The 24,286-nt window shown below is 38.6% G+C and carries 23 protein-coding genes, 1 tRNA gene and 1 rRNA gene; 16 read left to right on the forward strand and 9 right to left on the reverse strand.

Annotated elements, in window-relative coordinates; translation table 11 throughout:
* Window positions 1–100: ribosomal RNA gene (rrf, locus tag AC1DNH_RS05585) — 5S ribosomal RNA — on the forward strand; the annotation flags it as partial.
* Between the two features lie 478 nt (window positions 101–578).
* Here the strand turns inward: rrf and rlmN are convergent.
* The 5 genes from rlmN to AC1DNH_RS05610 form a co-directional block, all read right to left on the reverse strand.
* Window positions 579–1,634 (reverse strand): dual-specificity RNA methyltransferase RlmN, encoded by a 1,056-nt coding sequence (rlmN, locus tag AC1DNH_RS05590; protein ID WP_477583363.1) that lies wholly within the window; start codon window positions 1,632–1,634, stop codon window positions 579–581.
* Between the two features lie 90 nt (window positions 1,635–1,724).
* The gene (rluF, locus tag AC1DNH_RS05595; RefSeq protein WP_477583362.1) at window positions 1,725–2,696 is read right to left on the reverse strand and encodes a 23S rRNA pseudouridine(2604) synthase RluF; all 972 of its coding nucleotides are present in this window, start codon (window positions 2,694–2,696) and stop codon (window positions 1,725–1,727) included.
* 27 nt (window positions 2,697–2,723) lie between these two features.
* Entirely contained in the window at window positions 2,724–3,245 is a 522-nt protein-coding gene (locus AC1DNH_RS05600) for an NADPH-dependent FMN reductase (RefSeq protein ID WP_477583360.1), read from the reverse strand.
* A 119-nt stretch (window positions 3,246–3,364) separates the two neighbouring features.
* A complete protein-coding gene (locus tag AC1DNH_RS05605) occupies window positions 3,365–3,925 on the reverse strand; it encodes a DinB family protein (RefSeq protein ID WP_477625252.1) in 561 nt (186 codons plus the stop codon).
* 72 nt (window positions 3,926–3,997) lie between these two features.
* Complete coding sequence (locus AC1DNH_RS05610; protein WP_477583357.1) at window positions 3,998–4,687, reverse strand: helix-turn-helix transcriptional regulator; 690 nt, start codon at window positions 4,685–4,687, stop codon at window positions 3,998–4,000.
* 140 nt (window positions 4,688–4,827) lie between these two features.
* Here AC1DNH_RS05610 and AC1DNH_RS05615 point away from each other — a divergent pair, with 140 nt between their 5' ends.
* A complete protein-coding gene (locus AC1DNH_RS05615) occupies window positions 4,828–7,305 on the forward strand; it encodes an ATP-binding protein (RefSeq protein WP_477625253.1) in 2,478 nt (825 codons plus the stop codon).
* On the opposite strand, the gene AC1DNH_RS05620 is transcribed toward AC1DNH_RS05615, so the two are convergent.
* The 4 genes from AC1DNH_RS05620 to AC1DNH_RS05635 all read right to left on the reverse strand — a co-directional run bounded on the left by AC1DNH_RS05620 (window position 7,306) and on the right by AC1DNH_RS05635 (window position 9,942).
* Window positions 7,306–8,637, reverse strand: coding sequence for a sigma-54-dependent transcriptional regulator (locus tag AC1DNH_RS05620; protein ID WP_215124868.1), 1,332 nt, complete (start codon window positions 8,635–8,637; stop codon window positions 7,306–7,308).
* 69 nt (window positions 8,638–8,706) lie between these two features.
* The gene (locus tag AC1DNH_RS05625) at window positions 8,707–9,060 is read right to left on the reverse strand and encodes a hypothetical protein (RefSeq protein ID WP_477582089.1); all 354 of its coding nucleotides are present in this window, start codon (window positions 9,058–9,060) and stop codon (window positions 8,707–8,709) included.
* A 177-nt stretch (window positions 9,061–9,237) separates the two neighbouring features.
* Entirely contained in the window at window positions 9,238–9,549 is a 312-nt protein-coding gene (locus AC1DNH_RS05630; protein WP_029280049.1) for a hypothetical protein, read from the reverse strand.
* A 78-nt stretch (window positions 9,550–9,627) separates the two neighbouring features.
* Window positions 9,628–9,942, reverse strand: a complete 315-nt coding sequence (locus AC1DNH_RS05635; protein ID WP_215124870.1) for a hypothetical protein — start codon at window positions 9,940–9,942, stop codon at window positions 9,628–9,630.
* A 370-nt stretch (window positions 9,943–10,312) separates the two neighbouring features.
* On the opposite strand from AC1DNH_RS05635, the gene AC1DNH_RS05640 reads away from it, so the two are divergent.
* The 14 genes from AC1DNH_RS05640 to AC1DNH_RS05705 all read left to right on the forward strand — a co-directional run bounded on the left by AC1DNH_RS05640 (window position 10,313) and on the right by AC1DNH_RS05705 (window position 24,144).
* A tRNA-Thr gene (locus AC1DNH_RS05640) sits at window positions 10,313–10,385 on the forward strand.
* A gap of 128 nt (window positions 10,386–10,513) precedes the next feature.
* Window positions 10,514–11,680: an amidohydrolase family protein gene (locus tag AC1DNH_RS05645; RefSeq protein ID WP_477582087.1), complete on the forward strand. Its 1,167-nt coding sequence runs from the start codon at window positions 10,514–10,516 to the stop codon at window positions 11,678–11,680.
* 224 nt (window positions 11,681–11,904) lie between these two features.
* On the forward strand, window positions 11,905–13,026 hold the full coding sequence (locus tag AC1DNH_RS05650; protein WP_477582094.1) for a Fic family protein: 1,122 nt from the start codon (window positions 11,905–11,907) through the stop codon (window positions 13,024–13,026).
* A 44-nt stretch (window positions 13,027–13,070) separates the two neighbouring features.
* Window positions 13,071–14,027 carry an NAD(P)H-dependent flavin oxidoreductase gene (locus AC1DNH_RS05655; RefSeq protein ID WP_477582085.1) on the forward strand — a complete coding sequence of 319 codons (957 nt, stop codon included), beginning with the start codon at window positions 13,071–13,073 and terminating at the stop codon, window positions 14,025–14,027.
* Between the two features lie 50 nt (window positions 14,028–14,077).
* Entirely contained in the window at window positions 14,078–14,392 is a 315-nt protein-coding gene (locus AC1DNH_RS05660) for an acylphosphatase (protein WP_477582083.1), read from the forward strand.
* Between the two features lie 78 nt (window positions 14,393–14,470).
* On the forward strand, window positions 14,471–15,961 hold the full coding sequence (locus tag AC1DNH_RS05665) for an oligosaccharide flippase family protein (protein WP_477625254.1): 1,491 nt from the start codon (window positions 14,471–14,473) through the stop codon (window positions 15,959–15,961).
* Between the two features lie 94 nt (window positions 15,962–16,055).
* Complete coding sequence (gene dut / locus AC1DNH_RS05670) at window positions 16,056–16,487, forward strand: dUTP diphosphatase (protein ID WP_477585109.1); 432 nt, start codon at window positions 16,056–16,058, stop codon at window positions 16,485–16,487.
* A gap of 60 nt (window positions 16,488–16,547) precedes the next feature.
* Window positions 16,548–18,245 (forward strand): tetratricopeptide repeat protein, encoded by a 1,698-nt coding sequence (locus AC1DNH_RS05675; protein ID WP_477585108.1) that lies wholly within the window; start codon window positions 16,548–16,550, stop codon window positions 18,243–18,245.
* The gene (lolB1, locus tag AC1DNH_RS05680; protein ID WP_477608732.1) at window positions 18,223–19,014 is read left to right on the forward strand and encodes a lipoprotein insertase outer membrane protein LolB1; all 792 of its coding nucleotides are present in this window, start codon (window positions 18,223–18,225) and stop codon (window positions 19,012–19,014) included. The genes AC1DNH_RS05675 and lolB1 overlap by 23 nt, the downstream gene beginning before the upstream one ends.
* 186 nt (window positions 19,015–19,200) lie before the next feature.
* Window positions 19,201–20,496 carry a murein hydrolase activator EnvC family protein gene (locus AC1DNH_RS05685; protein ID WP_477585475.1) on the forward strand — a complete coding sequence of 432 codons (1,296 nt, stop codon included), beginning with the start codon at window positions 19,201–19,203 and terminating at the stop codon, window positions 20,494–20,496.
* A gap of 47 nt (window positions 20,497–20,543) precedes the next feature.
* Window positions 20,544–20,903 (forward strand): Sec-independent protein translocase subunit TatA/TatB, encoded by a 360-nt coding sequence (locus AC1DNH_RS05690; protein WP_036669953.1) that lies wholly within the window; start codon window positions 20,544–20,546, stop codon window positions 20,901–20,903.
* Window positions 20,904–20,914: 11 nt separating this feature from the next.
* The gene (tatA, locus tag AC1DNH_RS05695) at window positions 20,915–21,115 is read left to right on the forward strand and encodes a twin-arginine translocase TatA/TatE family subunit (RefSeq protein WP_199562669.1); all 201 of its coding nucleotides are present in this window, start codon (window positions 20,915–20,917) and stop codon (window positions 21,113–21,115) included.
* 17 nt (window positions 21,116–21,132) lie between these two features.
* Window positions 21,133–22,551 carry an Asp-tRNA(Asn)/Glu-tRNA(Gln) amidotransferase subunit GatA gene (gene gatA, locus AC1DNH_RS05700; RefSeq protein ID WP_477580585.1) on the forward strand — a complete coding sequence of 473 codons (1,419 nt, stop codon included), beginning with the start codon at window positions 21,133–21,135 and terminating at the stop codon, window positions 22,549–22,551.
* A 189-nt stretch (window positions 22,552–22,740) separates the two neighbouring features.
* Window positions 22,741–24,144 carry a lytic transglycosylase domain-containing protein gene (locus tag AC1DNH_RS05705; protein ID WP_477580583.1) on the forward strand — a complete coding sequence of 468 codons (1,404 nt, stop codon included), beginning with the start codon at window positions 22,741–22,743 and terminating at the stop codon, window positions 24,142–24,144.
* The last annotated feature ends 142 nt before the right edge of the window (window positions 24,145–24,286 follow it).

Below are 24,286 nucleotides of genomic sequence, written 5' to 3' on the forward strand. Positions count from 1 at the left end.
ATCGGTGGTGTCCACCTCTTCCCATTCCGAACAGAGAAGTTAAGCCCACCAGAGCCGATGGTACTGCGGTAACACGTGGGAGAGTAGGTCGGTGCCAGATCTTAAAAAGAAACCCTTTAACAGCAATGTTGAAGGGTTTTCTTCGTTTATAGCCTTTCTATTCCATGCCGTTCACTTTTCAAACATTAAGAAGTGAATAAAAGTTAAGGCACTGTTCCAATAAGATCTTCTTGATGCCCTTAAGCCCTTAATGGTGAAAGGAACTGTAACAGCGGTTATTTCTGCCATTAAGGAGTTTAAAAAGGGGTAAGGTTCTGTTCCCGCAGATTACGCTGATTTGCGCAAACCTGATCTCTCCTGAGTTTTACGCCTTCCGTCCCAGGTTAAATAGCCCTGATGGCAGCGGAAATCCCTTTTGGTTAAGGATGGTTTGTTTGACGGAACGGATATCCAAAAGGATTGCAGCGGACAGCAGGACGGAACCCAACCTACATGTTACTGTTACTGCGCTCCTGATCATCAAAAAATTAATCTTTAGATTATGCTTAACAAATAATATTGAATTTTAAATGAGGAGATTAAGCATTAGCTTCCTCTTTAACCGCTAACTGCCCGCAAGCAGCATCAATATCTTTACCACGGCTACGGCGGATGTTAGTGTTGATCCCCTGGCTTTTTAAATAATTGGAAAAAGCATCGATCTTATCGCCTTCCGCATTGGTGAAATCGGCGAAAGAAATAGGGTTATATTCAATGAGGTTTACCTTGCAAGGAATATGTTTGCAGAATTTAGCTAAATCCATAGCATCCGAAATTTCATCGTTAAAATGATTAAAAACAATGTATTCGTAAGTTACCGGATTTTTAGTTTTAGCGAAGTAGTATTTTAGCGCATCGGCTAATGCTTTTAACGAGTTGGCCTCATTGATCGGCATGATCTCATTACGCTTTTTATCATCAGCGGCATGAAGTGAAAGTGCCAGATTAAATTTAGCACCGTCATCGCCCAATTTTTTGATCATTTTAGCAATACCCGCTGTAGAAACTGTAATGCGCTTATAGCTCATGTTTAAGCCATCTGGTGCAGTGATACGCTCAATCGATTTCAATACATTGGCATAATTTAACAGCGGCTCTCCCATTCCCATATACACGATATTGGTAAGGGGATTGTTGTAATTCTGTTTAGCCTGCTTATCGATCAACACTACCTGATCATAAATCTCATCAGCGTTTAAATTACGCTTACGGTCCATGTAACCAGTTGCACAGAACTTACAGGTTAAACTGCAGCCTACCTGAGAGCTTACGCAAGCGGTCATACGGTCTTCTAAAGGAATTAAAACCCCCTCTACAATATTACCATCTGCTAACCTGAAAGTATTTTTAATGGTATGGTCGTTACTGAACTGAGAATTGTTAACCTGAACAGCATTAATGGCAAAAGCTTCGTCCAATGCTTTACGAAGATCTTTAGAAAGATTGCTCATCTGCTCGAAACTTGTAGCCGATTTCTCCCAAAGCCATTGGTAAATCTGCTTAGCCCTAAATGCAGGTTGTTGCATCGCTACAAGATGTTGTTGCAACTGAGGTAGATCTAATGCACGGATATCGGTTTTTTTTGCTGTTACCATTTGTTGCAAAGGTACTTAAAAAAGGTGTAAGGCAGAAAGGCAGAAGGTTGAGGGTGCCTGCAAGATGCTAAATTTTACAATTAATTAGCTTTATCTTCCTCTGCCTCTTGAGTTTGACTTGCTGATAGCCTTACCTTTGGCAGGTTTGGAATTTCTGTTTCCCGCATTGCTTTTACCTGTTGGTTTTGCTCCGGAATGACCTGCGCTCTTTTTTCCTGTTGACTTTGGGCCAGACGGCTTTGGTTTAAATGCCTTTTTTGGCTGTTCTTCTCTAAGTTCGGGGATTTCTTCCCACGTATTTGTTTTTTTCTTAGTGCCTTTGGGTTTTGTTTTGGCTTCGGATGATGAATTTTCAACACTTTTGGTGATGCTTTTCATCTCGTCTTCGGTAAGTTCTCTAAATTCTCCTGTAGGAATACCTTTTAGATTGATATTCATAATGCGGGTACGCTCGAGCTTGGTAACCTCATAACCAAAATGCTCGCACATTCTACGGATCTGCCTGTTTAAGCCTTGAATTAAGATAATATTGAATACAAATGTGCTGATCTGCCTTACCTTGCATTTACGCGTATTCACCCCTAAAATTGGAACACCATTGCTCATCTCGAAAATAAAATCTTCGGTAATCGGTTTGTTTACCGTTACCACATATTCCTTTTCGTGTTTATTCCCCGCCCTTAAAATTTTGTTAACGATATCGCCGTTATTGGTCAGGAAGATTAAACCTGAAGAATCTTTATCCAATCGGCCAATTGGAAATATTCTTTCGCTATGGTTCACGTAATCAACAATATTATCGCGTACGCTGCCTTCCGTTGTACTGGTAATGCCGACAGGTTTGTTAAAAGCCAAAAGGATGAAATTACTTTCTTCTTTAGGTTCGATATTATGACCGTTTACCATCACTTTATCGCCTGCAAAAACCTGATCGCCTACTTTAGCCCTTTTTCCATTGATGAAAACGGTACCCTTTTCAATATAACGGTCTGCTTCACGGCGTGAACATAATCCACTTTCACTGATGAATTTATTTAAACGGGTTGCAGAGTTATTGTTCATACTGCAATTTTACGGAAATAAATCGTGTTATCCATTCTCCACACTGGCAACAAATGAATCGATGGTGCTTTTGAGTGCGGTTAAAGTTTCCTTATCGGTAATCGCTCCTTCATTGTTGATCTTCGCTTTTGCAAATGAGATAAGCTGGGGCGATACCCTCGCTTCAATTACCGTTAAAATATCGATTATGGATTGATAGGCTTTTTCACCCTGGGTTGAAGCAACAAGTGCTAAAACGGATTTCCCCGAAAATGATGCTGTGCTTACGGTCCAATCGAGCAGGTTTTTTAGCGATCCTGGTAAACCCATCGCGTATTCTGGTGTAGAGATGATGATTCCATCTGCCTTTTTGATGATTGAACGAAGCGCCTCGATAACCTGTGGTGGATTTTCCTGATCTAAATCAGGATTGAAGTGTGGGATATCTGCAATAGACGGAAAGTTTGTTACCTCGAACTCTCTGCCTAAAAGCCTGGAGATGGCAGTTATGTAAAGTGCATTAGTTGATATTGTTTTTGTGCTTCCAGAGACTGCCAATATTTTTTTCATTGCTAAAAGTAGCAAAGCGTAAATGGAATATCAAGGTGGTCTGGTAATCGTGTTGTCATTTCAAAACGGGCCATCGAAACGCACCAGGTTTCGACAGCCTATTCTAAACATATTAACAACTAAAAGTTTTGATCATCTGCACTTGGGCCATAGCTGCCTGGGATCGGAATATCAAGTATTCTTAAGTAAACACCTAACTGCGCCCTGTGGTGAGTGGTTTGGCTAAGTGAATGGCGGATGGTTTCGTATTTAGAATAATCCGCCAAAACCTGTTTGCCCATGCTCAATACCCAACGACCATTTAGGTCTTCTTCCGTCGCTTTTTCTAATTCTGCTTTTCCAAGTGCATAATTTTCCTCTAAAATTTTAACCAGGTCATCGGCACTTTCTACAGGTTTTTCTACATAAGGTGCTGTTTCAAAATCCAGTCCATCAGTAGTTAATGCCAGTGAAACCCAACTCGGCAGATCAGCAATATGAACCGCAAGCGATTTCATTTTCATGCTTTTTTCGTGTGGTGCCCAGTCAAACTTATCTACAGGTACAATAGCCAGGAATTTTTTTGTCGTATTAAATTCGGCTTCTAACTCTTTCAATAATAATTTAATAATGTCCATATTTTTCTGTTTTGTTTTTTCTGCGGTGTTTAAATCCATTAGTAGTAAATCGGCTATACTCATGATTTTGGTGTTTAGTTACACAAAGAAAATACAGCCCACTGACAACCCTATGGCAGTGTGAAAAATATTTTTTTAATAATTAACAGGGAGCAGGTGCATGTATTCACTTAGCGGCATGTGCTGCGTTTTTTTGAAAGGAATACCTAGATTTTTAAGGCAGATAATCCGGGTGAGGTTAAAATCACGGTATTCATTCCGGTAATGGCACCAGGCAATTAAATGCCAGCTAAAAGCATAGAAAATCAATCCAATTGGCTCTACTTCTCTTTTGCTCACTTCCTCCTTATTGTTTTTATAATCGAGTTCGATCAGGTGTTTTTCTGCAATAGCGTGTTGAATAAGTGATAGGTATTCGAAGTTAAAATTTAACCTTTCCGGAATCTGCAATTTAATATGCTGGTTTAAGGTTTCGAGCTTTTCCTTTTGTCCCGATTTTAATACCGCCTTTACTTTTGTCAGTGCTGTGGAGTAATGGGCACGGATGGAATTATCCGCAAATCCGTTCACCAAACTTTCAACCAATAGCAGTGCATTGGCTTCGTCCATATTAAAAGAAACTGGTGGCAGGAAATAACCTTGAACCAGATAATAGCCTTTATGCTGCTCAAAACTTACCGGTATTCCTTGTTCGCCCAATGCTTTAATATCGCGATAAACCGTGCGTATGCTCATATCAAACCTTTCCGCAATTTTTTCTGCGGTAATGTATTTTCTGGATTGAAGCAGGGTTAAGATTCCGAAAAGTCGGTCGATACGGTTCATAGTTTGTTTTTTTAGGCATTTAAAATTAAAGTTTTTTAATCAATTTTTCTTGTGGTACGTTATTTGTAAAAGATAAATACATATCAATTCTATTGGTTGAACCGTTATAATTAGGGTTTATCATACATAATCTGAATTAAATGGCTGCTATTATCCAAAAGCGCTTCTTCCGGGCAATAAAAAGTAAAGTAATAATAGGTTTCCTGTTTGCCTGTTTTGCATTGCTATTGGCATGGGGCATCAGCAAATTTGCTTTTACGCGGATGCTGGATACTGTTGAAGAAATTTCGGCCCCGAACGACCGCTTAAGGATCGTAAATGATCTCTCACATAAGATTGCCAGGTTAGATCAGTTACAAAGGGATGAAGCTTTCAATAAACAAGGTACCTATAGTTTTCTTAAAGAGTCGCGTAAGTTAAGGGCTAGTTTAGATACCTTACGCAAATTGTATAAGGGCGATTCCGCCCAGTTGGCCAGAATAAAGTCGATCAAGAATCTGTTAACCGACCGGGATAAACAATTTATCAATTACTTAAAGGTGCGAGAAACATTGGTGAATACCAAATCGTTCTCTAATGAGGTTCAGAAATTAAACGAACTGGTTGCTACACGTACTAGGCAGACAGATAGCGCAGTACTGACCACCGAGACAACTACATCGACCACTACAGTGGCACCTGAAGAAGAACAGAAATCGAGGGGTTTTTTGAGTAAACTGTTTGGCAAGAAGAAATCTGATGTGTATAAAATCATTAATGAGGAATTTAAGGTAAAGCGCGATACGCTGAATGCTAAAGCTGAAGATAGCATTATGAAGAGCATGACGGGGGCCTTGAAAAATATCGAACTAGAGCAACGCCAGAAAAGCCAGAAATTTTTAAAACGCGAAGCAGACCTGTCAAATGCCAGTAATGCCCTGACCGCCCAGATGCTACAGATTTTAAGAGAAGTGGAGGGGGAGGCAGTGGCCCAGATAGATTTAAACGGTATACAGGCCAAAGAGGTGGTTAATGATGGGATTACGCAGATCACAACCATTATCATTATCTTTTTTCTCTTAACGGTTATTCTGCTGTATTTAATTTTAGCTGACATTACAAAAAGCAACAGGTACAGAAGGGCATTGGAGCTTGCCAAAGATGAGGCAGAATACCATGGTAAGGCTAAGCAACGGTTCCTATCGAACATGAGCCATGAGATCAGAACGCCACTGCAATCTATTTTAGGCTATGCCGAGCTGATTACCCAGCAGGATGTGCCGAATAAGAAAGATGTGGATGCCATTTATCAATCTTCCATTCACTTACTTCAAATTGTGAACGAGGTATTAGATTATAACCGGATTATTTCGGGCGAATTTAGTTTCAATAACCAGGTGTTCAACATCAAAAAAGCTTTAGATGAGGTAGTTTCGGTAATGCGGCCTTTGGCAGAACAGAAATCACTTCAGTTAAATACAGCACTTGATCTTGCCGATCTGGAATTTGTAAAGGGCGATGCTTTTAGGCTAAAGCAGATTTTATTTAACTTATTGGGTAACGCCGTAAAATTTACATTGAGAGGTGAAATTAAACTTTCTGTATCGTATAAAAAGCAAGGCGACGATCTGCATTTCCATTTTACGATAAAAGATACCGGAATCGGTTTTGAAGAAAAAGATATTCCCAAAATCTTTAATGAATTTGAGCAGATAGAATCTCCTGAAAAATATATTATCAACCAGGCTGGTACGGGGTTGGGACTGCCTATTGTTAAATCTTTGATCGAAACACAGGGAGGAAGAATTTATGTGAAAAGTAAACCGGGCATTGGTACCACGTTTAATATTTACATGAAATATGAAAATACTACCGAGCGTGTAAACGATACTCTAGATTTAGAACATTATGCGATTGTAAATCCAGGCACGGTTTGGGTAATTGATGATGATAAACTTATTCTAGATTTATGCGGAATGATTTTTCAGAAAAATAAAATCCCGTTTAGAAGCTTTACCCAGGTAGCCGATATCCTGCACGCAGCACCTGAGCCGGATTTAAAATATGTGCTGATTGATATGCGCATGCCCGAAATGACAGGATTCGAACTTTGTCATTTATTAAAGAAGAAACTCCCAGCGCACATTAAATTTTACGCTATTACTGCACAGGTTTTACCCGAAGAACGTGAAATGGTTTTGAGCGAGGGCTTTGATGGACTGATAATGAAACCATTTAGGGCAGTTGATATCCTATCTATATTTGATAGAACCGAAATTTTAACCCAGCAGCCTGAATTCGATTTTTCTTCCATTGAGAAAATGACCTTTGGCGACCAGCAAATGCTGGAGAAAATATTGAACCGTTTTAAACAGGATTCTATAGATGACGCTGCAGCGTTGAAAAAACATTTGATCGATAATGACTTAGATCAGGCCAGGTTACTGGTTCACCGCCTTGCAGGACGAACGGCGCAGATGGGTTCGAAGACTTTGGCAAACGCATTCCGCACCCTGGAATTAGAAATTGCCGAAAAAGGCCTAACCACCAATATTAAATCTGAAGTTTTACTACAGATCAGAAAACTGGATAGCTTAATTGCCTTTATGGAGGAAATCGACTACGCGAATGCCGGATAATTATTCTATGCCGTAACGCTCCATCTTGGCGTAAAGGGTTTTACGATCGATGTTTAAAATCTTGGCGGCTTTTGATTTGTTATGTCTCACTTTGATCAGCGTTTCAGTAATCAATGCTTTTTCATTCTGTTCGTTTACCGCTTTAAGGTCGGATGAATTACCTGGAGCTGACTGGTGATGGACAGAAATCATCATTTCATCAGGTAGTGCGCCAATCTGGGCAACATCGCCTGGGCTTAATAAAACCATACGTTTAATCACATTGCTAAGCTCGCGCAAATTTCCTGGCCAATCGTAACTAAGCAAAAGTGTTTTTGCCTCATTAGAAACACTTTTCACATTCCGTTCTAAATCACGGTTCGATAGCTGTATAAAGTGGTTGATAAACAGTTCTAAATCTCCACCTCTATCTCTCAATGGCGGAAGCTGGATTTTGAACTCATTTAAACGATGATATAAATCTTCTCTAAACTCACCCTGTTGCATGCTATTAGACAGATCATCGTTGGTAGCGGTAATGATGCGAACATTAACAGGGATTTGTTTGGTACTGCCCAAAGGCTGGATTACCCTTTCTTGTAAGGCCCTAAGTAATTTAATCTGCACTTCGTAACTTAGGTTACCCACTTCATCTAAAAATAATGTTCCGCCATTTGCAGCCTCAAACTGGCCTTTTTTGTCATTTAAAGCGCCTGTAAAAGCACCTTTTACATGGCCGAATAATTCGCTGGCAGCTAAATCTTTCGATAATGCACCGCAATCTATTGCTACGAAAGGTTTATCGGCACGCTTGCTCTGCTGGTGCAGGGTTCTGGCGGCAAATTCTTTTCCCGTACCGCTTTCACCCTGTATAATTACCGACATGTCGGTTGGGGCTACCAAACTGATGTGTTCATACAGTTTATCTGCAACGGCACTTTTCCCTTTTATAAAATCACTGTTTGTTTCTTTTGGTTCAACACTTTTTAAATCCTTTTTAGCTAAAGAATTTTTGATCACCATGAGTAACTCATCTGGATTAACCGGCTTGGTAATATAATCAAAAGCACCCAATTGGATAGATCTGACCGCAGTCCGAACATCATTAAAACTCGTCATGATGATTGCAGGTATGGATAGACCCAGATCACGGATGTGGCTAAGCACTTCAAGACCTGTCCCATCCGGAAGACGGTAATCGATTAAAAGTAAGTCGAATTCATTGTTTTCAACTTGCTTAAATGATTGCTTTACTTGGGTTACAAGGGTAATCTCATGACCGTTTTTTGTTAAAAAACCTTCAAGTAATTGAGCAAATGTAGTATCGTCTTCTAAGATCAGGATTCTCGCCATGTAACAAAAATAAGAAAAGCCGGACATAATCCGGCTTTCTTATAATAGGTAGATGTAATTATTTGGGTTTTATTGTACTGGCTTACCGTCTTTATCAATTTTAACCGAACCAGTTTCTGCTTCTTTTTTAACATTGATTAAGTAGTACTCCTTTGTTCCTTCTTTAACAGACCAAGCTTCAGTAGCAGTCCATCCTTTATAAGCATCAGATTTTAACGCTGTTGTAACTGGAGCAGGAAGTTCTTCCAATTTAACTGGAGTTTTAACTGCACTATCTTGAACTGCAACAATTGCAGCATTTTTGATTGTATTTACTTCACTTGCCTGAACTGCTGAGAATCCTGCAAAAGCTAAGAACGCAGCTGATAAAATTAATTTTTTCATCTGTTTAAAATTTTGTTTTATTTGTGATGAAACTGCCATGATTTTTCACTAGTGTTTTATTTCCCTTTTTTTGAGTTCAAGAACTCGCAAGCTCGGTTTAATCAATTACTTTGTGATTCTGAAAATCATGACGGTTTCGTAGTATGTATTTTTAGGTATGCGCAGCCCGAAGGCTACGCTTATGTTGATTATGCCTGTGTGGCGTATTTATTGAGATTATTGTACTGGCTTACCGTCTTTGTCGATTTTAACTGAACCAGTTTCTGCTTCTTTTTTAACATTAATTAAAAAATATTCTTTTGTACCTTCTTTAACAGAGAAAGCTTCAGTAGCAGTCCAGCCTTTGTATGCATCCGATTTTAATGCGGTAGTTACTGGTGCAGGAAGTTCTTCTAATTTAACTGGAGTTTTTACGGCACTATCTTGAACTGCAACAATTGCAGCGTTTTTAATTGTATTAACTTCACTTGCTTGAACTGCTGTGAATCCTGCGAATGCTAAAGTAGCGGCTAAAATGATCTTTTTCATGATATTATGTTTAAAATATGATTTGTAACTCGTGTTACGTTAAATACTCGTTAATTATGGAGCGCTAACCGGCCTTATTTATTGAACTGGTTTACCGTCTTTGTCAATTTTAACAGAATTGGTTTCTGCTTCTTTTTTAACGTTGATTAAGTAATACTCTTTTGCTCCTTCTTTCACCGACCAAGCTTCAGTAGCGGTCCATCCTTTGTAAGCATCAGATTTTAATGCTGTTGTTACTGGCTCAGGAAGTTCTTCCAATTTAACAGGAGTTTTTACTGCGCTATCTTGAACTGCAACAATTGCAGTAGTTTTAAAATCTTTTACCTCACTTGCCTGTACTGCTGAGAATCCTGCTAATGCTAATACTGTAGCTGCTAAAACGAACTTTTTCATAGTATATAATTAAAAATTTAATTTGTGTAACAATACTTGCTAATGTTTCACAATGGTGCCAAACCATTGATTTTGTTTAACTGTCTGTTTTTTAGGTATTTGTGTGTGTGCCAAGATTTTGGCATTGTGGAGCTTCTCCACACTTTGTGGTGAATGACTACAAGTTTTGGCGTTATTTTTTCATAATTGGAAATGCAGATTGCCCGTAGAGCGTTCTTGTACCGTCAGATGTTGCCATCTGACGGGTTTTAAAATTCCTTGGTGGAGTTAATTAGCTGTCAAATGGTAACATCTGACAGCACGCCAGAAAAAAATAATTTTCAATTTTTAAAAAAGAAGATTTTTTTCTATCATTGCAGCCCGATTGAAAGCCTCCTTAGCTCAGCTGGTAGAGCAACTGACTTGTAATCAGTAGGTCATTGGTTCGATTCCGATAGGAGGCTCTTTTTCTTTCCCCGTTTTCTAATTTAATTTCTTTTAGAAGCGTAATTTCAAAAATCATTTCATTATCAGAATAGGTCTGGCGTAGAAAAATATTTTATTTGCTCCGGTTATTCCGCTAATTTGCGGTATGTTAAAATACTTTTCAGCCGATTGGATATTTCCTGTTTCATCGCCTCCGCTTAAAAACGGAGTGGTAGCCGTAAATCCAGATGGTGAAATTAAAGAAGTGTTAACCCAGGAAGAGGCCGCAAGTCTTGGTTTAGCCATTACAAAACATAAAGGATCAATCGTTCCGGGTTTTATCAATACCCATTGCCATTTAGAACTGTCGCATATGCTGGGGCAAATTCCAGAGCAAACGGGTTTGGTAGAATTCGTCCAAAGTATTATCAAAAGCAGGCAGGGCGATATAGAAGAGATTAAAAAGGCTATGTATGTTGCTGATCAAAAAATGTTCAAAAACGGGATTGTAGCTGTTGGCGACATTTCCAACCAAATTTCATCAAAAGAAGTAAAAGAAAATAGCAAAATATATTATCACACCTTTATCGAGGCCATGGGTTTTAATCCTGAGCGAGCAGACGCTATAATGGATTTCGCTAAAGCGATTAAACAAGCCTTTGAACCTTTACCTGCATATATTGTACCACATGCACCGTATTCGGTATCGCCTGAATTATTTGGATTAATAATGGAGGAAGCTGAAAAAGATAATGCCTTTATTAGTGTTCATAACCAGGAAACTAAGGATGAAAATGCTTTCTTCGAAAATAAATCGGGTGGGTTTTTAGCGCTATACAAATTTCTAGGGCTCGATATTTCTTTCTTTATCCCCTCCAAAAAAACATCTTTACAAACTTGGCTTCCCTCTATTAAGGAGCAAAAAACTTTGTTGGTGCATAACACGGTTTCGAGTAAGGCTGATATCGCCTTTGCAAAAGAAAACAACAATAATTTATATTGGTGCCTTTGCCCGCAAGCCAATTTATATATCGAAAATGCTTTACCCGATCTTGATCTGTTAATTGAAGAAAATGTAAAGATTACTTTAGGAACAGATAGTTTAGCAAGTAACCATCAACTTAATATTCTATCAGAAATGATCACCTTACAGAAATACAAGCAGGTTACTTTTGAAAAACTTTTGAGTTGGGCAACTATAAATGGAGCCGAATTTTTGGAGCTTAATCAGCAAATTGGAACAATCGAGGTTGGTAAAAAGCCTGGATTGAATCTAATCCAGCTATCCCTTGATTTTAAGATAGAAAGCGATCAAGTAAAGCGGTTAATTTAATAGTATCTGGATATATACATTGGTTATTTCTTTTATCCGTCTTAAAAAATGCCTTTTTTAAGGCATGATATGATCTCATTGAAAACTTTAATGTCATTTAACTCTTGTACATTAAAAACTTAAATTTTTAATGTACAAGAGTTTCTGTTTCAAATTTTTTGATGTGATTTTTTCTTTTAACATTAAAAAATTAAAATTTTAAGGTTAAAATCCTATATTTGAATATGGCAAATATGATAAATCCGGATCGTACGAAACCCTGGAATTCACTTCCCGAGCTCCCAATTGATCCAAATATCTATCTTGATGTTGATATTCTGTTACAACTCGGTAATAGCAAAGCAGCCCTAGCACGTTTGCAGGGAAGAAGTATAGCGATTCCAAATCAAGGCCTGCTTATTAATTCGATAAGTTTGCAGGAGGCCAAGGCATCAAGTGCAATTGAAAATATTTTCACTACTGATGACGAACTTTATAAGGCATATAGTGAAGAAAATGTTGGACAAGTAAATGGGCCCGCGAAGGAAATTCTCTACTACAGGGAGGCATTATGGGAAGGCCATCAATATCTTCAGGAAGATGGGGCTATTGATATAGAATACTTTGTGAAGATGTACCGTATTGTTAGTCAATTCAACGATGGCATTCGGCCTCCAGTTGCTCAGGTTGTAATTAAAGAAGGTGGAAGTGGACCTAATGCAGGAAAAGTGTTTTATACCCCTCCAAGAGGCGCAGGGATAATTGAAGCCAAAATGAATAATTTGATTACATTTCTTAATGATGAGGTTAATTATCCATTAGATCCATTGCTTAAGATGGCCATTGGCCATTATCAGTTCGAAGCAATACATCCATTTAGGGATGGCAACGGTAGAACAGGAAGGATTTTTAATATAAATTATCTAACAAAAAAAGGGTTGCTTGACTATCCAATACTTTTTCTGAGTAAATATATTATGCAAAATAAAGAAGGGTATTATGCTGGTCTTGCAGGAATTACTCAGCGGGGAAGTTGGAAAAACTGGTTACTTTATATGCTTAAAGCAGTTGAAGTAACAGCAAATATTACCTATGATAAGATCAACGACATTATTGCAGCGAAAGAGGCAATTACAGAGGCAGTTATGGCGGATACAGATATTCAACGACCAGATTCATTAATAAGTTCAATTTTTACTCAACCTTTTACTCGGGTTCAGCATTTAGTTAAAGCTGGTATTTACGCAGAAAATACCGCAAGAAAATATCTAGATCTACTCACAGGGATGGGGGTTCTTGAAAAGAGGACCGTTGGTAAAGGGCATTATTTTCTTAATTTAGAATTGTACAGAATACTCTCAGAATAATAGATGCTTCTAATTTGCCATCCATTTATAAAGTAAATATTTCGATGAATCCAATCTGTAAACTTTTCAATATTAAATATCCAATTATTCAGGCCGGAATGGTTTGGTGCAGTGGGTGGAGATTGGCATCGGCAGTTTCTAATGCAGGAGGTCTTGGCATTATTGGAGCCGGTTCAATGTATCCTGATGTTTTAAGAACACATATTCAGAAGTGCAAATTAGCTACCCATCTGCCGTTTGGTGTTAATATTCCATTGCTGTATCCCAATATTCAGGAAATTATAGATGTGGTAATTGAAGAGAAAGTAAAAATTGTATTTTCTTCTGCTGGTAATCCTGCAACATGGACCAGTTTTTTAAAAGAAAAGGGTATTACTGTCGTTCATGTAATTGCCAATACAAAATTTGCCATAAAAGCCCAGGAAGCTGGCGTTGATGCCATCGTTGCTGAAGGTTTCGAAGCAGGCGGACATAACGGGAGAGAAGAAACCACCACCATGTGTTTAATTCCGATGATAAGGGATGCTGTTAAAATTCCTGTCATTGCAGCTGGCGGCATTGGGAGTGGAAAAGCCATGTTGGCTGCGTTTGCTTTAGGAGCAGATGCGGTTCAGATCGGTTCGGCCTTTGCTGTTGCCGAAGAATCATCTGCTCATCCGGCATTTAAAAATAAAATTATTGCTGCTGCTGAAGGCGACACTAGACTGGCCATGAAAAAACTGGTTCCGGTGCGGTTGCTGAAAAATGAATTTGCCGATGCAATATCGGTAGCAGAAGCTGAAGGCGCAGACCGAGGCCGCTTAATGGAGCTTTTGGGCAGAGCAAGGGCAAAAGCAGGAATGTTTGAGGGCGATATGGAAAACGGAGAACTCGAAATCGGTCAGGTTTCGGCTATGCTGGATGAAATTAAACCTGCAAAAGAAATCCTGAAAGAAATATGGTCAGATTTTAGGTCCGAATTGCAAAGATTTAACAGTTTACAAAGCGAATTGGACTTATAAACATATGGATACACAATTGCTTTACTAACTTTGCAACAATAAATTTTAGCATGAGCGAAAAAAATATAAAATCTCCACAAGGGAATTTAGGGGTGAAACACCTCAATATAACGATAACAGGTAAAGTACAGGGCGTTGGCTTCAGGGAAACCACAAAAATTATTGCCAACCAAATGATGGTAACCGGTTTTGTAAGGAACGAAAAAGACGGATCGGTTTATATCGAAGCGGAAGGCGACAATATTTTTCTGGAAGAATTTGTAAACTGGTGCCACGAAGGGCCAGACCGCTCGCGTGTAGAAAATGTGGCGGTAAGCGATGGTGAAGTAAAAAACTATCGTAATTTTGAAATCTTAAGAAAATAAATTGCTGAATTGTTGGATTGCTATATTGTTCCACTAAGGAGCCTATCTCAATACGCAGTACTCAAATCTCAATCATAAATGTCTGTATATAAAAAGTTTCTTGGGCAAACCATGGTTTATGGTATCAGTACCATCGCCTCGCGGTTACTCAATTTCATATTAACACCAATATTTACCCGGAGTTACGGTGCTAGTGCATTAGGTGTTTTTACCAAAATGTATGCTTATGCATCTATGACGAATGCTATACTGGCCTTTGGGATGGAAACTACTTTTTTTAGGTATCTCAATAAACATGAAGATAAAAAACAGCAGGTTTATAACAATTCTTTCCTGATCGTTGCCTTTATATCCATACTGTTTTTAATTACTGGGCTTGTTCTTACCGAACCGATCACCAAATGGTTGTTAAACAGTAATATGTCACATTATCAGGATCAAAAAAGATATGTACAGTATTTTCTTTGGCTCTTGTTTTCAGATGCCATCTGTGTAATTCCCTTTGCCAGGATCAGGGCTGATGGAAAGCCTTTTAGATATAGCATCATTAAATTTGTGAATATCTTGACTTATGTACTCTTAAGCTTATTTTTCATTTACGGTATCCCGCTAATCATTAAACATGATCTGCCCGGCGCAGCGTTCTTTCAAAGTTGGTTCCGTGATAAGTGGGTTGGGTATGTATTTATTGCCAATCTGGTAGCAAGTGCGCTTACCTTTTTACTTTTAGTGCCAGAATTTTTAAAGGTTCAGTTTAAATTTGACCGTGATCTTTTTAAAAAAATGCTTTCTTACAGCTGGCCTGTCCTGATCGCAAATTTATCTTTCATCGTTAATGAAAATCTGGATAAAATACTTTTGGATAGATACACAACCGAAGCAGAAGTAGGTATTTATGGTGCTGTTTGTAAGCTGGCTATATTCCTGAGTATTTTCAATATGGCTTTTAGACTGGGTGCCGAACCGTTTTTCTTCAGCTATGCCAAAAATGAAAACGCAAAGATTACTTATGCCAAAATTCTGGAATATTTTGTAATAGCACTTTCCATTCTTTTTGTGGCCCTCACTGCGAATATCGAAATCCTGAAATACTTTATCAGCCGGGATGCAAAACACCTGGCCGAATATTGGGTAGGTTTGCCCGCAGTTCCTTATTTACTTGTGGGCTACGTATGTTTAGGTATTTATATGAACCTTTCTATTTGGTATAGATTGTCTGATCAAACCAGATTTGGATTGTATATTTCTTTAATTGGAGCCTTTATTACCATTGTATTCAATATCATATTGATTCCGAAGTTTAGTTATATGGGTTCTGCCTGGGTTTCGATGGCAACCTATGGAACGATGATGATTATTTCGTATATCCTCGGACAGAAATATTACCCAATCCCCTATAATCTTAAAAAGATTTTATCTTACTTAATCATTTCGATCATACTGGTATTCTCTTCGTTTTTCGTATTCCATAGAAACATTTATATTGGCAATGCCATGTTGATTGTTTTTGTTGCGGGTATTGCCTATTTTGAAAAGAATGATTTAATGAAAATACTAAAAAGAGGTTAGTTAGAGACTTTTGTATTAGGTTCATCGTTAATGGTCAATGGCAATCAAACCATGATCTATAAGCCATTAACCTAAAGTACCCAACAATAAAAAAATGGAAATAAAAATTATCAATACATCCGAACATGCACTTCCACAATATGAAACTGCACATGCGGCTGGTATGGATCTGCGGGCATCAATAATAGAAGAAATGATATTGAAACCTTTGCAGCGCTTATTGGTGCCAACAGGTTTGTTTATTGAATTACCGATTGGTTACGAAGCACAGATCAGACCCAGAAGCGGCTTGGCCTATAAACACGGTATTAGCATTGTAAATGCTCCTGGTACAATTGACGCCGATTACCGTGGTGAAATAAAAGTTTTATTGGTAAATTTATCAGATACAGATTTTAAAATCGTTAATGGCGATAGAATTGCACAAATGGTTGTGGCAAAACACGAAACCGTTAGCTGGCAAACCGTAGAACAATTAGGGGAAACTGTACGCGGCGAAGGTGGCTACGGACATACGGGGAAATAGTCCACAGTCCTAAGTCAAAAGTCCTTAGTCTGGAGTAAATTATTTGGATTGATAAATGATATGAAATACAAAGTACATTTTCTTGTTGGAGCCACTTTAGTGAGCATCCAGGCTTTTGGGCAGGGAACGGTTACGCCAAGTGCCAATCGCGATAGCAATATGGTAAAACAATTGTTTTTTGCGGGCTTACGGGAGAAAATGTCTGAAAATTATGTTGTTGCCTCTACCAATTTCAATAAAATTGTTGGTTTAGATCCGAATAACCATGCAGCCTATTTCGAGCTGGCCAATGCAAACCTGCGTTTAGATAAACTTTCGGAAGCTGAACAGCATATAAAACAGGCAATTAAATTAAACGCCGGCAATTTATGGTACTGGCGCTTACTTGGTGAGGTATACAAGCGCACCAATAACATGCCCGAACTAATCGAAGTGTTTAATCAGTTGATCCGTCTCGATGCTGAAAACGATGCCTATTATTTTGATAAAGCCAATGCGCAGTTCTTAGGCAATCAGCTGGATGCTGCAAAAAAGACCTATGATGAAATTCAGGCTAAATTTGGCGAATCAAGAGATTTGGTAAACGCCAGAAAGCGTCTGCAATCTAACGGGAATGCCACTGAAAGTGATATTGTTAAATTATTGGAAGGCAATCAGGCTGATGTAAAGAACTATTTATATGCTGCAGGTTTGCTTTTGCAGAAGGGAAATGATCCGGAAGCATTAAAGGTATTAACCAAAGCCCAGCAGCTCGAACCCAATAATTTTGAGGTAAACCTGGCTTTGGCTGATATTTACCGTAAGCAGAAAAATGACGAAGCTGCATTTTCTTCCTTAAAATTGGCTTTCGAAAGCAATGAAATGCCTCTTACGGAAAAGGTGAAGATTATCGCTGCACTTTTTCCGAAACTTAACCAACCCGTTGTTGCCAAAAATGTAACTGAACTAAGTAAACTGGTTGCAGAAAAAAATCCGGCTGATGCAAAAGCATTGGCACTTTATGGCGATGTACTTTATCAGCAGAACCACTTAAAAGATGCATTGTCCCAATATCAGGCTGCTTTAAAACTTAACGAACAGATTTATGTAGTGTGGGAACAGGTCATTAATATCCAAACACTGCTTGGGCACTATGAGGAAGCGATAAAGGTTGGCGATGAGGCTTTAAGCATTTATCCCAATCAGGCCAGCTTATATTATTATATGGCTTATGCCCTGTTTAAAACAGGTAAATATGAGCCCGCTCAAAGCAATTTAAAAACCTCCTTACAGTTGGATGTAGAGAATAAAAGCCTGCAGGCACAGATTTATGCACTACAGGGCGATATCTACATCAACCAGAATAATTTTGCCTTAGCTAAAACAGCTTTCGAAAAAGCCATTTCAACAGAGCCCGATAATTATCTCATCATGAATAATTATGCCTATTATTTGGCGTTGAGAAATGACGACTTAACCAAGGCCGCGAAATATGCAGAAACAGCGGCCAATGCTATGCCTAATAATCCTTCAATTGTAGATACCTACGCGTTTATTCTGTTTAAACAGCAAAAATACGATCTGGCGAAAATATGGATTGAAAAGGCTTTGCAAAACAATAGCAGTAAAAACGGTGTTTACTTGGAGCGATATGGCGATATACTTTTTATGAAAGGTGAAAAGGATGCTGCATTAATCCAATGGCAAAAAGCAAAAGAGACTGGAAACGGATCAGAAGTATTAATTAAAAAGATAAATGAAAAGAAGTATTTTAAATAGCGCATTCCTGTTAGGAGCTGTAATTTTTGTTTCGGCATGTAAACCTAAAAAAGAAATTGTAGTGGCTCCACCTACCAAAACAGAAACCAAAACTGATAATTCGAAAGCAGAAGCTTTAACACTACTAAATAGCAAACAACTTAAATTTAATACACTTTCTTTAAAAGCAAAAGCAACTTTAGATATTGCCGGCGACGCAAACGATGTAACCATGAATTTCAAGATGAAAGACAAGGAAGCCATTTGGGTAAGCATTACAGCCTTAGGTGGAATGGCAGAGGTGGCAAGGGCTTTGATTACGCCTGATAGTATCAAGATCATGAACCGGATGAAAAGCGAATACCTAAAAAAACCTTTTAGTTATATTTACAATTTCACCAATAAACAGGTTAATTTTAATACCCTACAATCCATTTTAACGGGCAATGCCATGGGCGAGTTTCTAACACAAGAATCGGATGTTAAACAGGAAAATGGTGTTTGGGTGGTTTCTGGAAGCAAATCGGAGTTGGATTACAAACTGCTTTTTAACACGCTGTTTAAAGTATCTGAAACCAATTTAAATGACGCTAAAAACGGTCAGGCGCTAAAAGTTACGTATACCGACTATCAAAAATTAAACGAGTCATTATTCCCTAGTGCATTGCAGATCAAAACACTATCTAAAGCAAAACGGATAAACATCGACTTACAGTTTGTCAAAATTGATGGCAATGTTCCGGTCGATTTTCCGTTTAATGTACCAAAGAGATTTACGGTTGTAAAGTAGGTTTAAAAACTACATTCACATACTCTATCAATGATTTGCCAGGTTAGGTACTGCATTAGTACAGCGGCTCTGGCAATCTTTGTTATGTATGAAGATTGAGTGAAGACAGTTCTGTAATAAGTAATTATGACTTTAGTATCTCGATTTTAATATTTTTTACTACAAAATTTTTATACTTTTGGCTTAATGAAGCTACAAAAACTCCTATTTATCCTTTTTTTAAGCGTGTTAACCCTTTCGGCGGTTGCACAAACTGAAAGCCAGCTCAGAAGGAAAAAAGAAGCTATACAACGCGAAATTGAACAGCTTCAAAAGAATTTGAATAAAACTGCCAGTGGTAAAAAGCTTACTATACAGCAGATTAATACTATAAATGCCCAGATTAGGCTGCGCCAGGATAAGATCGGTACAATCAACTCTGAAATAAAAAATCTGGATAACCAAATCTCTCAGAACACAAATACCGTACATACGTTGCAAGGTCAGTTGGGCGATCTTAAAAAAGAGTATGCGGGAATGATTCGTTTTGCACAGCGCAACAGAAATTCATACGATAAAATGATGTTCATTTTTGCGGCGAAGGATTTTAACCAGGCATATAAAAGAATAAAGTATTTACAGCAGTTTAGTCAATACCGTAAAAAACAGGCTGGATACATTGAAAATACGCAGCAAGATCTGAACGGCAAGATTAAGGTCCTGGATAAAACACTCAGGGAAAAAAGTGATCTGTTGAAGGAACAGGAAAGAGAGCGTGAGCGTTTAAGCAAGGATAAAAGCAAACAATCAGTAGAATTAAACAAACTGAGCAAGGACGAAAAACAGTTTAAACAGGATATTTCCAGTCGTAAAAAACAACAGGCTCAGATAGACAGGGCCATTAGTGCTGCAATTCAGCGGGCAATTGAAGAAGCGAGAAGGAAGGCCGCAGAAGAGGCAAGAAGAAAAGCGGCTGAAGAAGCACGGATTGCGGCGGCAAAAGCCAAGGCTGAAAATAGACCCGTACCTACTGCACCAGCTACACCAACCGCTAAAGCAAAATCGACAGGAGAATTGCTTACTGCAACACCTGAGGCAGCCAGATTATCGGCAGGTTTTGAAAATAACAGAGGAAGGTTACCTTGGCCTGTAGCAACAGGAACAATAACCGAAAGGTTTGGTTTACATAAGATCGACCAGGCAAGTTATACCAACGATGGAGTAGATATCACTACAACTGATGGGGCAACTGTTAGAAGTATATTTGCAGGTAAGGTTGTTATGGTGCAAAATATTATGGGCAGAACTGCCGTAGTAATTAACCACGGCGAGTACTTTACAGTGTACCAAAACTTAAGATCGGTTAGTGTGAGTGTAGGTAATTTAGTTGAAACCAAACAGGCGATTGGGATTGTGGCAAATACAGGTGACGACGCCATTTTAAAATTCCAGATTAGAAGAGGCCAGGGAACTTTAAATCCTGAAGCTTGGATTAGTAAATAAACTTAAGACAAGTTAAAATGTCTATATTTGTATAAATTATATTAGTGATGTATCAAGGCACGTTATTAGAGTTTTTAAACATGGGTGGATCAGAGATCGTACTCATTTTAGTGGTGGTTCTATTGTTGTTCGGAGGTAAAAAATTACCTGAACTTGCAAGAGGACTAGGGAAGGGAATCAGAGAGTTCAAAGATGCCTCTGATGGTGTTAAGCGTGAAATCCATAGGAATATCAACGCAATGGATTTAGATAAAGAAGAAGCAGAAGAAACAGCGGTAAACCATAGTCAACGTCATCATCCAACAGAAGAATCACCGGTTGATGAAAAAATAGAGGCAAGTGAGTCACACATTGATCTGAGCAAGCCTACTGACGAAAAAATTGTAACTGACAAAGAAAAAGTTTAAACAAAAAAATCATGTTAAATACAACAATAGCAGCAATGCTTGGAACACCAGAAATTATCATTATTGCGATAGTGGTATTGTTATTATTTGGTGGTAAAAAAATTCCTGAACTAATGAGAGGTTTAGGTAAAGGTGTTAAAGAATTTAAAGATGGTAAAGATGGCGTTGATGGAGACCAAGTAGACCCATCTAACCGTGATAAAACCGTTTAATTGCAATAATTTTAGTTTTGAAGAAATACAGCTCTCTTAAAGAGATTCAAACACGCATTGCGCAAAAGCAATTAACTTTACCCGATTTATTAGCTTATTATTTTAAGCAAATTGAAAATAATGAACACCTCAATGCATTTAATGAGGTGTTTTTTTTATCGGCCGAAGTTCAGGCGAAAGCGATACAGCAAAAAATAGAAGAAGGTACTGCAGGCAAACTTGCAGGAATGATAATTGGTATTAAAGATAATATCTGTTATAAAGACCATATCGTTACTGCGTCGTCAAAAATGCTCGAGGGCTTTGTATCTCCATATTCTTCTACCATTGTGCAGCGATTGTTACAGGAAGATGCCGTTATTATCGGCCGTTTAAACTGTGATGAGTTTGCGATGGGCGGCTCTAATGAAACTTCATACTATGGGGTTGCTAAAAATGCTGCAAATCCCGACCTTGTTCCTGGTGGGTCTTCAGGTGGCTCAGCTGTAGCCGTTCAGGCCGATATGTGTTTGTCTGCCCTGGGTACCGATACCGGTGGCTCGGTAAGACAGCCAGCTGCATTTTGTGGCCAAATTGGGCTTAAACCTACCTATGGGCGCATTTCAAGGTATGGTGTTATTGCTTATGCTTCTTCTTTTGATCAGGTTGGGCCAATTACATCATCAGTAGAAGATGCTGCCTTGCTTTTACAGGTTTTAGCTGGCGCTGATGATTACGATTCTACTGTTTCTTCAAGTGCAGTGCCCGATTATCCTGCTCATTTGAATGAACATAAAAAACACAAAATAGCGGTATTAAAAGAAACTATTGAGAGCGAAGCCCTCGATCCCGAAATCAAGTCGGCTATTTTAAAATCGATCGAGCAGCTCAAATCAGATGGACATACTGTTGAGTATGTTTCTTTTGATCTGTTGGATTATCTGGTTCCGGCCTATTATATCTTAACAACGGCCGAAGCCTCTTCAAATCTATCGCGTTATGACGGCGTTCATTACGGACATCGTAACCTAGAGGCGAAATCGCTAAATGAGCTTTATAAATTGTCCCGCGCCGAAGGTTTTGGCGAGGAAGTAAAACGCCGCATTCTTTTAGGTACTTTTGTTTTAAGTGCGGGATATTACGATGCTTACTATCAAAAAGCACAGCAGGTTCGCCGGTTGATCAGAGAAAAAATGGATGCCTTGTTTGAGGATTATGATTTAATTCTTTCTCCTGTGGCACCAACAGCAGCTTTTAAAATTGGCGATAATGTTCAGGATGCAATTGTGATGTATATGGCCGATATTTTTACCGTATTGCCTTCTTTAAGCGGAAATCCGGCTATTGCTTTGCCACTAGGCAATAATGCAGCAGGATTGCCGTTAAGTATACAGTTTACAGCCAAACATTTTGAGGAAGATAAGCTTCTGGCTTTTTCTCAGGCATTTTTATCATAGTTTTATCGTCATTGCGAGTTACAAAGCATTATAGTTAAGTATGGCAATGGCATTTTATTAACTGTTTTTCTAGGCATTGCCTAGAAGGTTCGCAGGTTCTTACTCTTTTCCTTATTATGAAAAGAAAAATCTGTATAAAGGTTTGTGAGGACACATGCCACGGTTAATGAAAATTTGAACCAATAGCCCATGATTAAAAAATTACTTTTTGCTTCAATTTGCGCTTGTTTAGGATACATTTCTTCTTCTTCCGCGCAACAAACGCTCAAACTGGATAGTCTTCCGAAGATTCACAACAACATCTTTATCAATACCGATACTGTGGCTGTGCCGGTTGTTTCAGAAAACCCATTAACCATGGGCCAGAATTTTATCTATAAACTCAGGCTCGATTCTATCGCTAAAACGGTACCTCTTCCTTACAACGAGTATGTTCAGCAGTATATCGATATTTATGCCAAGCGTAAAGATATGTTTGGGAAAATGATCGGCTTATCTAGCTATTACTTCCCGATTTTTGACAAAGCCTTAAAAGATTATAATATTCCGCAGGAAATAAAATATTTAACCATAGTCGAATCACAGATGAATCCGCATGCCATTTCGAGAGTGGGGGCAACGGGTATCTGGCAGTTTATGTTTGGCACTGGCAAGGCCTATGGCCTAAAGATGGATAACTTTGTTGATGAACGCAAAGATCCGATCCAGGCCAGTTATGCCGCGGCAGCCTATTTTAGAGACGCTTTTGAAGAGCTTGGCGATTGGCTTTTGGCCATTGCCGCTTATAACTGCGGAAAGGGGAATGTCAACCGGGCTATTGATAAAGCGGGATCGAGGGATTTTTGGGTAATCAGACAGTTTTTACCTAAAGAAACCAGAAATTATGTGCCGGCATTTATTGCTGCGGTTTATGTAATGAATTATTCTGGCAAACATCAGATTACCGCGCAAGCCTCGAGCATGTTCTTGAAAACCGATACGGTTCAAACTACCCGTTTCGTGTCGCTATCTACGCTTGCAAAAGTGTTAAATATTGATGAAGCGGCAATTATGGCCTTAAATCCATCCTACAAGAAAAAGATTGTAAATGGTACAGATGATGAGCCGAAGCGTATTGTAATGCCCAAGTTGAGGGGTGTTGATTACGCAGGTATTTATGATGTGCTAAACAATCAGGAAGTGGATGTGAACATGAAAGTAGTAGCCGCCAGTACCGATGATTCAAGAGATTTAAGAAAGAAAAAAACTAAGAGTATAACTACATCCTCCGTGGTTTATCATAAAGTTACCTCAGGACAGAGCTTAACAGCTGTTGCCGATAAATATGGTGTAGAGGCACAGGATTTAAGGGTTTGGAACGGTTTAAAAAGCAAAACGCTGGTGCCAGGACAAAGACTAAAGATTTATGCCAAAAACCGGATGCCGTTAAAAGCACCATCATCGTTTTTAAGTTACAAGGTTAAAACCGGTGATACCCTGTCTGAAATTGCAGAGAAATTTGACGGTGCAACCGTTCAGAGCATCAGAAGAGACAACCGTTTATCAAAAGCTGGTTTGCAAGTAGGGATGATCCTGAAAATCAGCCGAGGATAACAGGGCAAGCCTGACAATGGCATTCATTTCTTGATCAAATATTTAAAATTCTATCAGCAATGCTTGGTTTAATTCAATTAGTGTAACAGTAGCTTAGTGTAACGTCTTATTTAACTTTTTTGAAGGGCTTTTTATTTTATGC

Source organism: Pedobacter sp. 01N310 (genome assembly GCF_056399805.1).